The sequence below is a fragment of the Paracoccus alkenifer genome, from assembly GCF_900108405.1.
GTDB lineage: Bacteria > Pseudomonadota > Alphaproteobacteria > Rhodobacterales > Rhodobacteraceae > Paracoccus > Paracoccus alkenifer.
Map to the genome: position 1 here is coordinate 683,610 of NZ_FNXG01000001.1, position 12,995 is coordinate 696,604.

The 12,995-nt window shown below is 68.5% G+C and carries 14 protein-coding genes; 3 read left to right on the forward strand and 11 right to left on the reverse strand.

Features of this window, described 5'->3' with window-relative positions; translation table 11 throughout:
• Positions 1-8 precede the first annotated feature (8 nt).
• Together BLW83_RS03220 and BLW83_RS03225 are read left to right on the forward strand one after the other, a co-directional pair.
• A complete protein-coding gene (locus BLW83_RS03220) occupies positions 9-341 on the forward strand; it encodes a thiosulfate oxidation carrier complex protein SoxZ (RefSeq protein WP_090845427.1) in 333 nt (110 codons plus the stop codon).
• A 163-nt stretch (positions 342-504) separates the two neighbouring features.
• Positions 505-1,089: a DedA family protein gene (locus BLW83_RS03225; RefSeq protein WP_090845430.1), complete on the forward strand. Its 585-nt coding sequence runs from the start codon at positions 505-507 to the stop codon at positions 1,087-1,089.
• On the opposite strand, the gene BLW83_RS03230 is transcribed toward BLW83_RS03225, so the two are convergent.
• The 11 genes from BLW83_RS03230 to BLW83_RS03280 all read right to left on the reverse strand — a co-directional run bounded on the left by BLW83_RS03230 (position 1,038) and on the right by BLW83_RS03280 (position 11,892).
• Complete coding sequence (locus BLW83_RS03230) at positions 1,038-2,006, reverse strand: alpha/beta fold hydrolase (protein ID WP_090845432.1); 969 nt, start codon at positions 2,004-2,006, stop codon at positions 1,038-1,040. The genes BLW83_RS03225 and BLW83_RS03230 overlap by 52 nt on opposite strands.
• A gap of 73 nt (positions 2,007-2,079) precedes the next feature.
• Positions 2,080-3,174, reverse strand: a complete 1,095-nt coding sequence (locus tag BLW83_RS03235; RefSeq protein WP_090845933.1) for a hypothetical protein — start codon at positions 3,172-3,174, stop codon at positions 2,080-2,082.
• 231 nt (positions 3,175-3,405) lie between these two features.
• A complete protein-coding gene (locus tag BLW83_RS03240) occupies positions 3,406-4,545 on the reverse strand; it encodes an alpha-D-ribose 1-methylphosphonate 5-triphosphate diphosphatase (protein WP_090845434.1) in 1,140 nt (379 codons plus the stop codon).
• 13 nt (positions 4,546-4,558) lie between these two features.
• Complete coding sequence (gene phnN, locus BLW83_RS03245; protein ID WP_090845436.1) at positions 4,559-5,104, reverse strand: phosphonate metabolism protein/1,5-bisphosphokinase (PRPP-forming) PhnN; 546 nt, start codon at positions 5,102-5,104, stop codon at positions 4,559-4,561.
• A 126-nt stretch (positions 5,105-5,230) separates the two neighbouring features.
• On the reverse strand, positions 5,231-6,259 hold the full coding sequence (gene proX, locus BLW83_RS03250; RefSeq protein WP_090845438.1) for a glycine betaine/L-proline ABC transporter substrate-binding protein ProX: 1,029 nt from the start codon (positions 6,257-6,259) through the stop codon (positions 5,231-5,233).
• A 267-nt stretch (positions 6,260-6,526) separates the two neighbouring features.
• On the reverse strand, positions 6,527-7,549 hold the full coding sequence (gene proX, locus BLW83_RS03255; protein WP_090845440.1) for a glycine betaine/L-proline ABC transporter substrate-binding protein ProX: 1,023 nt from the start codon (positions 7,547-7,549) through the stop codon (positions 6,527-6,529).
• Between the two features lie 80 nt (positions 7,550-7,629).
• On the reverse strand, positions 7,630-8,562 hold the full coding sequence (locus BLW83_RS03260) for an ABC transporter permease (protein WP_090845442.1): 933 nt from the start codon (positions 8,560-8,562) through the stop codon (positions 7,630-7,632).
• Positions 8,546-9,817 carry a quaternary amine ABC transporter ATP-binding protein gene (locus tag BLW83_RS03265; protein ID WP_090845443.1) on the reverse strand — a complete coding sequence of 424 codons (1,272 nt, stop codon included), beginning with the start codon at positions 9,815-9,817 and terminating at the stop codon, positions 8,546-8,548. The genes BLW83_RS03260 and BLW83_RS03265 overlap by 17 nt, the downstream gene beginning before the upstream one ends.
• Positions 9,818-10,055: 238 nt before the next feature.
• Positions 10,056-11,114, reverse strand: a complete 1,059-nt coding sequence (locus BLW83_RS03270) for a YeeE/YedE family protein (protein WP_090845445.1) — start codon at positions 11,112-11,114, stop codon at positions 10,056-10,058.
• Positions 11,111-11,437: an ArsR/SmtB family transcription factor gene (locus BLW83_RS03275; protein WP_245728626.1), complete on the reverse strand. Its 327-nt coding sequence runs from the start codon at positions 11,435-11,437 to the stop codon at positions 11,111-11,113. The genes BLW83_RS03270 and BLW83_RS03275 overlap by 4 nt, the downstream gene beginning before the upstream one ends.
• A gap of 104 nt (positions 11,438-11,541) precedes the next feature.
• Positions 11,542-11,892, reverse strand: coding sequence for a hypothetical protein (locus tag BLW83_RS03280; RefSeq protein WP_090845449.1), 351 nt, complete (start codon positions 11,890-11,892; stop codon positions 11,542-11,544).
• Positions 11,893-12,081: 189 nt separating this feature from the next.
• Here BLW83_RS03280 and BLW83_RS03285 point away from each other — a divergent pair, with 189 nt between their 5' ends.
• Entirely contained in the window at positions 12,082-12,819 is a 738-nt protein-coding gene (locus BLW83_RS03285; RefSeq protein ID WP_090845450.1) for a cytochrome c biogenesis CcdA family protein, read from the forward strand.
• Positions 12,820-12,995 lie beyond the last annotated feature (176 nt).

Consider the following 12,995-nt stretch of genomic DNA (forward strand, 5'->3'; position numbering starts at 1 on the left):
GCGCAAGGATGAGCAGACCCCCCAGAATCTGGATCAGCACCGAAACCCCCGCCCGGGGCGAGATCGTGCGGGTCCGCGCCCAGATCGTCCACCCGATGGAGACGGGCTTTCGCACCCTGGCCGACGGGCTTGCCCTGCCGATGGATATCGTGACTCGGTTCCGTGCCTTTCTGGACGACGATCTGCTGCTGGAATGGCTGCCCGAAACGGCGGTTTCGCAAAACCCCTATATCGAGTTCACCTTTGCCGCCCTGCGCAGCGGAGCCCTGCGCATGGTCTGGACCGACGCCAGCGGCGATTTCGCCGAAGCCTCGAAAACGCTGACGCTGGCCGCAGCCTGAGCCGCCGGCAGGCGATTGCGCCCCGCCGCTGATCGGGCTTGCCCGCGGGGCCATCGCCCGCCGCGGAAGGGGGGGGGGGGGCGCACCGGTTCCGCCTTGCGCTTGCGGGTCGGCCTCTCTAGCTGGGTCCGACCTTACCCCTGCGCCAAAAGGAGCCGCCCGGGTGGATACGCTGGTCGAACAATATCTGGGCAATCCGCTGGTGCTGGCATGGCTGCTGCTCGCGGCCAATTTCGTCATGGAAGAGGGCGCGATCCTGGCCGGCGCCGCGCTGGCCGCCGCCGACGAGATCGGCGTGGGGCTGGCGCTGCTGGCGCTGGTGGTGGGCAATATCCTCAGCGACTGGTTGCTTTACTGGATCGGCGCGCTGGCCGGTAAAAGCAGCCTCGTGCGGCGCTGGATCGACGGCGAGATGCTGGATCGCGCGCGCCGGCTGCTGGACCGGGGGGTGTGGCCCGCGGCGATACTGGCGCGGTTGCTGCCCCCGGTTTTCATCGCCAGCGGCTTTGTGCGGGTGGATTTCCGCCGCTTTGCCGTCGTGAACGGGGTCGTGGCGACCATTTACACGGTCGGGTTGTTTTTTGGCAGCTACGGGATCAACCTCGTGCTGTTCGAGTGGCTGGGGAACTGGGCCTGGGCGGTGGTGGTGGCGCTGGTGGTGGCGGTCGTCTGGCTGAGCCACCGCTTTACGGTGCATTATCTGGCCCCGGACGACAGCAAGGGCAAGGATGCCCCCTCGGCCGACTGAGGCGCCGGGCGGCCGTCCGCGATCACGCATCCCAGCGCCGCGCGCAGCAGATCCGCGTGGGTCCAGGGCAGAAAGTGATCGGCCCCTTCGATCAGGATCACCCGCGGGCCGGGGGTTGCGGGCAGATGCGCGCGCAGAAAGGTCACGTTTTCCGGCGGCACCAGCGTATCGGCCAGCCCCTGCACGATGGTGACAGGGGCGGTGATCCGCGCCAGATCGGGGGCAAGCGCCTCAAGCCCCGGTTGCAGGTTCAACAGCTCGGCATTGGCGTTGGCAAGTTCCGTCGGCAGAAGCCAGGCAAAAAAATCCAGCGCCGCCAGCTGCTGCAAGGGGTGGGCTTGCTCAAGCTGCGGATCGGCGGCGGCGCCGACCAGCAGCAGCCCGGCAACCCGGTCGGGGTAATCGGCGGCAAGCCGCAAGGCCACCGGGCCGCCATAAGAATAGCCGACCAGCACCGCGGGCCGCGCCGAGGCGGTCAGCAGCGGCGCGACGGCGGCGGCCTGATCGGCCAGCTCGATCCGCGGCTCTTCGCCGCTGGTGCCGAAACCGGGGCGATCCACCGCCATGTGATACTGCCCGGCCGGCACGTCCAGCAGGAACCTGTCCCATTCTTCGGCCGTGCCGGGGCTGCCGTGCAGAAAGATCACCCGCTGCCCGTCGGGCTGGCCGGCCGCCAGATACCCCAGATGCGTCCCGCCCGCCGCAGCCAGCCGCATCTGCCGGACGGTGCGCCCCTGTTCCTCGGGCCAGCTTTCGTCGGGTTCCAGCCCGATGCCGGTGATCGCCGAGACCTGCTCGCGCAGCGGCTGGAACGGTTCCAGCACGAATTCCAGCGCCCCTTCGGCCAGGGTCTGTTCAGGCGCCTCGATCACGATGGTCTGGCCAAGGGGGTCGCAGATGGGCAGGTCGGTGATCATGATGGCTCCACGGCGACGGATACGGGCCGGCGCCGGCCGGATTGTCCCGCGCGGGGCCGCGCCGCGCAAGAGGTCACGAGCTGGAGGGATAGATACGCCGCAGCGCCTCTTGCTGGCGCTGCAACCGGATCATGCCGCGCAGGCCAACCGGCCGTGCCCCCCGCCGCCGCATGGCGTCGCCGATGGCGAACAGCCAGCGATATTGCTGCCATAGCGCGCGATAGGCCCGCCGCAGGGTGCCGCGGCCTTCCCAGATATGCAGCATCTCGGCGCCGGCGCCGTTCAGTTCCAGGATCTTGAACTCGCCCCGGCCCAAATCCTCGGCGCTGCGAAAGCGCAGGTCGAAGCGGCCGAAATGGAAATCGGGAATCTCGCGCGAGATTTCGTCGATCACCGCCTGCAACCGGGGCGTGACAAGCGGCAGCGCATCCCGATAGACCGCCCCCAGCCGGGCGCTGCGGGCATTGGTCAGGATATGGACCGCCCCTGCGCGGGGCACGGTTTCCCAGCTTTCGGGGTGGCGGTCGCGATAGATGGCGCTGTTGGGGCGCAGGATCTTGTCGGCCTGCACCAGCTGCGCCACGCTGCGCCGCCCGTCGCCGATCACATGCGGCGGATGGACGAACGCCATCGAGACGATGCGCCCCCGGTCCTGATCGGGGTGGCGCAGATAGAACACCCCCGCCTCGCCGGGCAGATCGACCAGCTCTTGCAACAGGATGGTCGTGCCGGCCGGCTGCACCGCCAGATAGGCGCCCAGTTCCCCCTCGGTCTGGATCAGCCGGACGCCCCAGCCCTGATAGCCGCGGTCGGGCTTGGCGACGATGGGAAGCCCCAGCCCCTGTTGCGCAAGCGCCGCCAGCGCCTGCCGGGTCGGGGGCGCGCCGGCGCCGTCGCAGCGCACGCGGGCGAAACGCGCCAGACGCGCGCGCCCTTCGGGCCCGAACTGATCCAGCCCCTGGGATTTGCTTTCGCCCCACAGCCCGCCTGCCTCCATCCCGGGGTTGGCCGCGGTGGGCAGGGTCAGGCTGCGATAGCGCAGTGACAGCGCCAGCCACATCAGCGCCGGCAGCACATAGAACAGCCGCTCGGGAACATGGCGCTTGAAAGCGGGATAGCGGGCTTCCCCTGGCAGAGGAAATGCGGCGGCGTGAGGCGTGCAGGTCAAGTGTCCGGGTCGTCCTTTGCCGGGATCGGGCCTGGTGATCCGGCCAAGCCGCGCCACCATTGCGGACCGGCGGCGCAAACCCTGCGCGCCATCCGCAAGATGGGGGATCATGGCGCAGCCTTGCCCAAAGGTCCAGCCGCTACCCTTTCGGCCAGCCGATGTTCTTTCGGCGCGCCGGTTTCATCCGCAACAACCCGGCAGGCAAGCGCGCGCCCCGGGCCACGCAAAAGGCTAGACCCGGCGCCCCTGCACCCAGGTGCCGCGCACCGCGGCGGCGGCCCCGATCCGGGCGACCCGGATCAGGTCGGCGCGGGCACCGGTTTCCAGCCGGCCGCGGTCGGCCAGCCCCGTCGCGCGCGCAGGCGCCTGCGTGACGGTGGCAATGCCGCGCGCCAGATCGCCCCACTGGTCCCCCAGCATCAACGCCCCGGTCAGCAGCGACGAGGGCACGTAATCCGACGACAGGATGTCCAGCAGCCCTTCGTCGGCCAGCGCCGAGGCCGCGACATTGCCGCTGTGCGAGCCTCCGCGCACCAGGTTGGGCGCGCCCATCATCACCAGGATCCCATGCGCGCGGCAGGCGCGGGCGGCCTCGGCCGTGGTGGGGAATTCGGCGAAATGCACCCCGTGGGCGGCGCTGGTGGCCACCTGCGCGGCGGTGGTGTCGTCGTGGCTGGCCAGCGTCGCGCCATAGCGGCGGGCCTCGGCCACGGCGGTGCGTTCGTGGCGTGCGCCCAGCCGCTCGCGCAGCGCCGTCATCTGCGCGACATGGGTGTTGAACATCTCGTCGGTCATCGCAAAGCGGCCGGCGTAGTATTCGCGCAGCTTGGACAGGTCGCGGAACTGCCGCTCTCCGGGGGTGTGGTCCATCAGGCTGACGATGCCGACCCGGTCCTCGGGGCCGAAACGCGCCATCTCGTCCACCAGGGTTTCCGAACAGATCTCGGCGCGCAGATGCAGGAAATGGCTGATCCGCAGCACGCCCTGCGCCCGCAGCCCCATGATCTCGGAGGCAAGCTCGCGCGCGTATTCGCCGTAATTCGCCTCGGGGTCCGAGATGATCGAGCCGACCCGCAGCGCGTCGAACACGGTGGTGATGCCCATGGCGGCCAGTTCCGCGTCATGGGCGATAATCGCGGCCTGATGGGGCCAGTGGGCGCGCGGGCGCGGTTGCAGGTGGCGTTCGAGATTGTCGGTATGCAGCTCGATCAGCCCCGGCATCACCAGATCGCCGCCGCAGTCGATGGCGCCCCCCGGCACCTGCGCGCCCCCGGCGATGTCGGCGACGATGCCGTCGCGCAGCCGGACCTGTCCGCGCAGGGTTTCGGTCGGCAGCACCAGCGTGGCATTGGCAAGAATGGTTTCGGTCATTGTCTGCCGTCCTTCAGGGGCGGGTGGGCGCGCCGCGCGCATGATCCAGCGCGGCCAGCAGCCGCCGGGCGCCCTCTTGCGGGGTCGAATCATTGGTCACGGTAACGGGTTCCAGCCCCGCAGGCAGCCCGTGACCCGCGCGGGTCAGGCGCTGCGCGATTTCGGCCGCCGGCTCGCGGGCGCGGGCGGCCAGCCGGGCGGCCAGCACCTCGGGCGGCGCGGTGACCAGGATCACCCGCAGCCCCGGAAATGCCAGCAGCGCGCGCGGCAGCGCCGCCCTGCTGCCGTTGAACACCACGCAGCCCGCGCTGCCCCCCTGCACCTGCGCGCGGGGGATGCCATAGTCCACGCCATAGGCGTGCCAGTCCAGCGCGAAATCCCCCGCGGCCTTGCGGCGGGCGAATTCGTCGGGGGTGACGCTTTCAAAATCCTCGCCGCCGCTGTCGGTGGGTTTGGTGATGACGCGGCGCACAAAGCGCAGGTCGGGCCGCAGCCGGCGCGCCCCTGCGATCAGCGTATCCTTGCCTGCGCCCGAAGGGCCGACGATGGTAAAGATCATGTCGCCTCTCTGCCCCGACCCACCCGGTCAGCTAGAACACAACGGCCCCCGGGTCCAGAAGCGCGAGCGGTCGCGCGGCAGACCGGGACGCGGCCGCGCGCCCCGGTTTCCGCATCAGGCCCCGGGTCAGTTGCCCGCCGCCTCGCGCGCGGCCCCCAGCCAGCCGTCCACCTGCTGTCGATTATCGGCAATCCACTGGGCCGCGTGGCCGGCGATGTCGGCATCGCCGTTCTTCATCCGCGCGTTCTGCGCAAACACGTCGGGCAACGGGACCGAGGCGGCCTCGAACAGCGCCCGCACCGCCGGGTTTTCCGACAGGAATTCGCTGTTGACCACCGGCACGATGTCGTTGGCGACATAGCCCAGGCGGCACGGATCGGACACGCAGCCCTCGACCCCGGCCCAGGTGGCGGAATCCTCTAGCCCCTCGTCACTGCCGACAAGCGAGATGAACGGCACCTCGATCCAGACCGCATCGACGCCCGGCTTCAGCTCGTCGGCGGTCCAGTTCGGGGTCCATGCGTAATACAGGATCGGCTCGCCGTTTTCATGGGCGGCGACCGCATCGGCCATTGCCGCCGCGTAATTGGCGGTGGTCTTGTTCACGTGGTCCACCAGCCCGTAAGCCTCAAGATGGTGCGTGATGATTTCCTCGCAGGCCCAGCCGACGGGGCAGCTGACCAGATCGGCCTTGCCGTCGCCGTCGCGGTCGAACGCCGCGCGGACCTCGGGTCGCTTGAAATCTTCCAGCGTCTTGATGTCGAATTCATCGGCCGCGGCTTTGCTGACCATGTATCCCTGCAACGCGCCCCCGCGGGCGACGGCGCCGACGATCTCGGCCCCGTCCTCGAAGGTGTCGCGGAACACGTTGTGCTGAGGGAACCAGCCGTCGATCCACATCGTGACATCCCCAAGCGCCACCGCCTGAAAGAATGCCGCGTTTTCCAGCGTCATCGGCTGGGACACGTCATAGCCAAGCTCGCGCAGCATCTGGCTGTAGATGGCGGTCTGGAACCAGCCGGTGTCCCAGGTGGGCTGGGCCATGGTGATCGTGACGCCCTCGCCGGGGCGGTCCTGCGCCAGTGCGGGCGCGGCAGAGACCAGCGTCAGCGCCACGGCGCCGACTGCGGTCAAGGTCTTTCCAGGACGGAACATGGGTGCGTGTCTCCGTTGATTTGCAGATGATTTGCAGTCTTCGGGCGGACGGGCTTCGGGCGGATGGGCCGGATGCGGGGCATTAGACCCGCGATCCCGACAGGCGACACCGCGCCACCCCGAGGGTTCTGTCGTAGGGCGGCGCCCCGCCGCGGCGCGATGCCGGGCCGCCGGCCGGCATCGCGGCTGATCCGGTCCGGCCCGGCGGTCAGAACGACGGCTGCGCGCCCGAGGTCACAGGCGCGCAGCGATGTGGGGCAGCGCCGGTCAGTTGGCCGCGGCGTCGCGTGCGGCGGTCAGCCAGCCGTCCACCTGATCGCGGTGTTCGGCGATCCACGCGTCGGCGTGGCCCGCGATGTTTTCGTCGCCCTCATTCATCAGCGCATTCTGGGCGTAGATGTCGGGCAGCGGGATCTCGGCCGCCTCGAACAGCGCCTTGACCACCGGGTTGGCGGCCAGGAATTCGCTGTTCACCACCGGCACGATGTCGTTGGCGATATAGCCCAGCTGGCAGGGGTCGGCCACGCAGCCCTCGACCCCGGCCATGGTGGCGGCGTCCTCAAGCCCTTTTTCGGACTCGACCAGATCGACGAAGGGAACCTGGATCCAGACCACGTCCTCGCCCAGCTTCAGCTCGTCCACGGTCCAGTTTGGCGTCCAAGTGTAGAACAGGATCGGCTCGCCATTGCCATAGGCGGCAACGGCATCGGCCATGGCGGCGGAATAGTTGGCGCTGATCAGGTTCACGTCGTCGCGCAGGCTATAGGCGTCCATGTGATGTTCGATATTCTGCTCGCAGGCCCAGCCGGGGGGGCAGCCGACCAGATCGGCCTTGCCGTCGCCGTTGCGGTCGAACGCCTCGCGGACCTCGGGGCGCTTGAAATCATCCAGCGTCTTGATGTCGAATTCATCGGCCGAGGCCTTGTCGACCAGATACCCCTGCAACGCGCCGCCCTTGGCGATGGCGCCGACGATTTCGGCCCCTTGCTCGAAGGTGCTGCGATAGGTGTCGTGGCCGGGGAACCAGCCGTCGACCCACATGGTCACATCGCCAAAGGCCACCGCCTGATAAAACGCCGGGTTGTCCAGCGTCATCGGCTCGGACACGTCATAGCCAAGCTCGCGCAGCATCTGGCTGTAGATGGCGGTCTGGAACCAGCCGGTGTCCCAGGTGGGCTGGGCCATGGTGATCTTGACGCCCTCGCCGGGGCGGTCCTGCGCCATGACGGGCGCGGCGGTGGCCAGCGCCAGCGCGCCGATTGCAGTCAGAGTTTTTCCGAGACGGAACATGGGTTCGAGTCTCCTTTGTGTTTTCAGTCTTCAGATGGACGGGCCGCAGCGGGCCCGCCATGCGAACGGGGCCGCCGGTATCAGGCCGCCCGCTGGGTTTCCGCCGCGGGGGCGGTGCCCCGCAGCCGGAACAGGTTGGCCAGCGCCTGCCGCAGCGAGATGCCGCGGATGTCGGAACGCTCGGCCAGCCCCTGGGTGATCCGGTCCAGCACGATGGCCAGGATCACGATGCCGACACCGCCGGCAGTGGCGCCGCCCACATCCATGCGGCCCAGCCCGGTGTTGACCACAAGGCCAAGCCCGCCGGCGCCGATCAGCGCCGCGATCACCACCATGGACAGCGCCAGCATCAGCGTCTGGTTCAGCCCGGCCATGATCGTGCGCATCGCCAGCGGCAGCTGCACGTCCCACAGCATCTGCCAGCGGGTCGAGCCGAACGCCTCGGCCGCCTCGATCAGGTCGGCGCGGACGTTGCGGATGCCAAGATTGGTCAGCCGCACGATCGGCGGCAGCGCAAAGATGAAGGTGGCGATGATCCCCGGCGCCATGCCGACGCCGAACAGCATCACGATCGGCACCAGATAGACGAACGACGGGATGGTCTGCATCACGTCCAGCACCGGCCGGATCACCGCCCAGGCCCGGTCCGAACGCGCCGCCAGAATCCCCGTGGGGATCCCCACCACCGCACAGAACAGCACCGAGGTGACGATCATCGCCAGCGTGGTCATGGTCTGCGGCCACAGCCCGATCATGTCGATGAAGGCAAAGCCGACAAGGGTAAAGATCGCCATGGCGCGCCCGGCGGTCAGCCAGCTGGCCAGCGCAAAGGCGGCCGTCGTCACCAGCATCGGCACGAACAGGAAAAACGCCTCGGTCCAGGCCAGAACGGCGCTGATCGGCACCTGCGCGGCGCGAAAGGCGGGGCGGAAATTCGGGACCAGCCAGCCCCGCACGAACCCGTTCACCCAGTCGTCAAAGGGCAGGGTCGCAATATCAGCCGGGCTGAACATGGGCGGCCTCCTTTTCCATTGCGGCGGCTTCGATCACGGCGGCCTCGGGCTCGGCCGCGCCGTTGCCGTTGGCGTCGCCGGACAGATGGGCCAGCACGTCGCCCGGCTCGATCACCGCCACCAGCCGGTCGGAATCGTCGGTCACGGCGATGGGCAGCCCCTGCCCGGCCGGGCCGTAAAGCTCGTGCAGCTGGGTGTCGCAGGCGGCGGTGGGATAATCGGTGATCATGCTGCCGCCGATGGTCGGGCTGGGGGTCGTGGTGTCCATCTCGCAGGCCGCAAGGTCGCGATAGGTCACCACGCCCGCCACCCGCTTGCCGTCCATCACGTAAAGCGCGTGGCTGCCGTGCTTTTCCATCAGCCGCAGCGCCTCGCGCACCGGGGTGTCGCGCAGCTGGATCGTGATCGCGTCCGAGGCCACGTCATCGGCGGTGAACACCCGCCCGCGGTCGATGTCGGCGACAAAGGCCGCAACGTAGTCGTCGGCCGGCGTCATGACGATTTCCTGCGCCGTCCCGATCTGGACGATGCGCCCGTCCTTCATGATGGCGATGCGGTTGCCCAGCAGCAGGGCCTCGTTCAGGTCGTGGGTGATAAAGACGATGGTCTTTTTCAGGCTTTTTTGCAGGGCCAGCAGTTCTGCCTGCATGTCGCGGCGGATCAGCGGGTCCAGCGCGCCAAAGGGTTCGTCCATCAGCAGGATGTCGGGGTCTGCGGCCAGCCCGCGGGCCAGCCCGACGCGCTGCTGCATCCCCCCCGACAGATCCGAGGGCAGGCTGTCGGCCCAAGGCGCCAGCCCCACCTGTTCCAGCACCTCAAGCGCGCGTTCGCGCCGGGCGTCGCGGGAAACGCCGCGGACCTTCAGCCCGTAGGCCACGTTTTCCGCGATGGTCCAGTGCGGGAACAGCGCGAAATGCTGGAAAACCATCGAGATCTTGTCGCGGCGGATGCGGCGCAGGCTGGCGGCATCGGCGCGCGCCACGTCCTCGCCGTCGATGAGGATCTGCCCCGAGGTGGGCTCGATCAACCCGTTCAGCGTCCGCACCAGCGTCGATTTGCCCGAACCGGACAGGCCCATGACGACGAAGATCTCGCCCTCTTCGACCTCGAAGCTGGCGTCCTGGACGCCGACGGTGGCGCCGGTCTGCGCCAGGATTTCGGCCTTTTCATCACCCTTTTGCAGCAGCTCAAGCGCCGCCTGGGTGTTCTTGCCGAAAATCTTGTAAAGGTTCCGGACCGTAAGTTTAGGTCGCATGGGACTCCTAGCTTGCCCGGTCTGCACGCCGACAGGAGCCGACATCGCGTGAAAAGGAGACCCCCGCGCATTGCGCAGCTACGGCCCCCAGAAGCGGGGGCCGGAAAGACGCTCCGGGCGGGCGTCACGGGTCATCGGATGTGGGGTAATATGGGCGACATGCCGCCGGAAAGCAACCTTCGAGGTCACAATTCTCTGAACGGCCTTGCGAAAACCCATGTATGCAAGGGGTTTCGGCCTATTCCGGCTGAAAGCTTTCGATCAGCTGGCGCAGCCCGAACGACGCCCCGACCACGATCGCGGCCAGCGTCACCGGCCCCGACCACGCGAGCGCGGCAACCGCCGAAACCCCCTGTCCGATCGAACAGCCCATGGCCACGACCCCACCGATTCCCATCAGCGCCGCGCCCCCGATCTGGCGACCCAGCTCGCGCGGATCCTCGCACGCCTCCCACCTGAACAGGCCGCGCCACATCGAGCCGGCGAAAGAGCCAAGCGTGATGCCGAAAACCGTGCCCACGGTGTAGCCCAGCCCGCCGCCGCTGGCGGTCATCAGCCACAGCAGCGCCCGGCCGACCGCAGCGACAAAGGACGGCCCCTCGACCGGGACCGCGCCCAGGCTTTCGCGCGCCACCCAGCTGGTCGCGGCGAATGAAAACGCCACCGCCAGCCCCGCCGCCACCCCCCAAAGCAGCGAACGCCGGCTGGCGCGCAGCGTGGGGCAGGACAGCGCCCACACCAGCAGCCCCACCACGACCAGCGCCACAAAGGGCGAAAACGGGATGTCCAGCCGCTGGAACAGCGCCGCAAAGCTTTGCGGGTTGTCCGAGTCGATCTGCGGAAACAGCGCGTGGCGGATCGGCGCCAGCGGCCCCGACAGCGCCGCAAAGCCGCTGATCGCCAGGATGATGACGATCACCATGGCGCGCAGATCGCCGCTGCCCAGCCGCACCAGCGCGCCAAAGCCGCAGTTGCCGGCCAGCGCCATGCCGTAGCCAAAGGTCAGCCCGCCCAGGATCGAGGCCAGCGGCATCCACCCCACCTTGTGGTAATAGGTCTCGCCCAGGTCGATCCAGCCGGCCGCGGCGCCGGCCTGCGTGGCCAGAATCGCCACCGCCAGCACGATCCCCCACAACCGCAGCCGCCGCTGGTCACCGCCGTAAAGCGCGGATTCCAGCGCGCCCAGCGTGCAGAAATCGCCAAGCCTTGCGGCCAGTCCCAGAACCGTGCCCGCGATCAGCCCCGCAATCGCCGCCACCGCCCCCCAGGGCAGTTGCCAGCCGAGAAAATCGGTCAACCCCGGCTTTCCTTTGCATCCAGCGCATCCAGCATCCCGACCCGGGCGTGACGCGCCAGCAGGTCGAGAATCGCCGCCACGCGCGCATCTGCCAGCCGGTAATGGATCGTCTGGCCTTCGCGGCGGGCCACCACCAGCCCCTCCATCCGCAGGCGGGCCAGCTGCTGGCTGACGATGGCCTGACGCGAGGACAGCAGCGCCTCAAGCTCGGACACGTTCTTTTCGCCGCTGCGCAGGTGGCACAGGATCGTCAGCCGCCCGTCGTGCCCCATCGCCTTGAACAGCGAGGCGATGGCCTCGGTCTGCTCGATCAGCGGCCGCATCGCCGCGGCGGGTTCGGGGGCGGTGGCGGAAGCGTTGGCGTTCATTGTCCAGCCTCGTCCGAAAACATCGGCGTCCACGGCTGCGTCGCTGGTCGGGAATATGCTCATGGCGTCGCTTCTGCCTGGTCTGCTATCACGTCCATTTCCGCGCGCTCGATGAGCTGCGCGATCATGGGCCAGAAAAAATCCTCTCCGGGATAGCCGATCAATCGCCCGTGTTCAGCCCCGTCGACAAGCACGACAAAGGTCGGCGTCAGCGGCGGCGGGCTGTCCAGGGTGACGCCCTCGGGCGGCTGGGCGCCCATGCGCATCCGTTGCAGCGGCGCGGCGCGACCCTCGTCCGTCTTGGGCCATTTCGGCGCGATCTCGTCGTCGAAGCGGGCGCAGTAATGGCAGCCGGGCTGCTCGACGATCAGCATCGACAGCTCGGCCGCCGAGATTGCCGCCGGAACCATGGCCGCCAGCGCGAGGGCGCAGACCCTCAGGATTCCTTTCCGGAAAAGCGCCAAGTTGACACCCCGCAAGTTTACATAGCAATAATCTAATATGCGGGGCCGGTTTGCACAATCCCCGCGACCAGCCCAGCCACCGGCCGTCCCGCCGGCAGCGCTGGACCTCGATTCCCCTAGCCGAAAGGAGCCGGGATGCCGGACCTGTCCTACGGAGCCGCCGCGCTGGCCGGGCTGCTGTCATTCTTTTCGCCCTGTATCCTGCCGATGGTGCCGTTCTACCTGGCCTATATGGCCGGCACCTCGGTCAGCAGCCTGCGCGAGGACGGCGCCCTGCCCCCCGGCGTGCAGGGCCGGTTGCTGCTGCGCGCCTGCGCGTTTGCGCTGGGGGTGACCACGATCTTTGTGATGCTGGGCTTTGGCGCCACCTCGCTGGGGCGGGTGGTGGCCGAGTGGCGTCAGTGGCTTTCCTGGATCGCCGCCGCCGTGCTGATCCTGTTCGGCCTGCATTTCCTTGGCGCGCTGCGCATCCCGCTGCTGTATCGCGAGGCGCGGGTGCAGGCCGGCGGGCAGCCGGGATCGCTTGCGGGGGCCTATGTGATGGGGCTGGCCTTCGGCTTTGGCTGGACGCCCTGCGTCGGGCCGGCACTGGCCGCGATCCTGATGATCGCCGGGGGGATGGGCCAGCCCTGGCACGGCGGGTTGCTGCTGCTGGTCTACGGCCTGGCGATGACCCTGCCCTTTGTCGCGGCGGCGCTGTTTGCGGGACCGTTCCTGCGCTGGGTCGCGCGCAACCGCGGGCTGATGCGGCATGTCGAGCGGGCCATGGGCGTGATGCTGATCCTGTTCGGCCTGCTGATCGCCACCGACAGCGTCAACCTGATCGCGGACTGGATGCTGCGCAATTTCGACTGGTCGCGGGTGCTGAACTAGGCACAGATCCGGCACATCCCGCTGTCCGCCACGCAACTGATTCGCACCGAAGCGACCACCGTTCCGGCCGGTTTCAGAGCGATATGTCCGCACGGAAATATCGAAAAGATTCAATGGTATATCCGCGCAATCCATTGGATTTCAGCGACATTCCAGTGCCCCTCCCGCCTCGCCGC

Excerpts from the sequence above, each read along its gene's own strand:
- BLW83_RS03220 (WP_090845427.1), top strand. The coding sequence starts at position 9 with ATGAGCAGACCCCCCAGAATCTGGATCAGCACCGAAACCCCCGCCCGG.
- phnN (WP_090845436.1), bottom strand. The coding sequence starts at position 5,104 with ATGATCTTTACCATCGTCGGCCCTTCGGGCGCAGGCAAGGATACGCTG.
- BLW83_RS03275 (WP_245728626.1), bottom strand. The coding sequence starts at position 11,437 with ATGCGGCCGCTGATCGAGCAGACCGAGGCCATCGCCTCGCTGTTCAAG.
- proX (WP_090845438.1), bottom strand. The coding sequence starts at position 6,259 with ATGTTCCGTCCTGGAAAGACCTTGACCGCAGTCGGCGCCGTGGCGCTG.
- proX (WP_090845440.1), bottom strand. The coding sequence starts at position 7,549 with ATGTTCCGTCTCGGAAAAACTCTGACTGCAATCGGCGCGCTGGCGCTG.
- BLW83_RS03230 (WP_090845432.1), bottom strand. The coding sequence starts at position 2,006 with ATGATCACCGACCTGCCCATCTGCGACCCCCTTGGCCAGACCATCGTG.
- BLW83_RS03265 (WP_090845443.1), bottom strand. The coding sequence starts at position 9,817 with ATGCGACCTAAACTTACGGTCCGGAACCTTTACAAGATTTTCGGCAAG.
- BLW83_RS03285 (WP_090845450.1), top strand. The coding sequence starts at position 12,082 with ATGCCGGACCTGTCCTACGGAGCCGCCGCGCTGGCCGGGCTGCTGTCA.
- BLW83_RS03240 (WP_090845434.1), bottom strand. The coding sequence starts at position 4,545 with ATGACCGAAACCATTCTTGCCAATGCCACGCTGGTGCTGCCGACCGAA.
- BLW83_RS03280 (WP_090845449.1), bottom strand. The coding sequence starts at position 11,892 with ATGGTTCCGGCGGCAATCTCGGCGGCCGAGCTGTCGATGCTGATCGTC.
- BLW83_RS03260 (WP_090845442.1), bottom strand. The coding sequence starts at position 8,562 with ATGTTCAGCCCGGCTGATATTGCGACCCTGCCCTTTGACGACTGGGTG.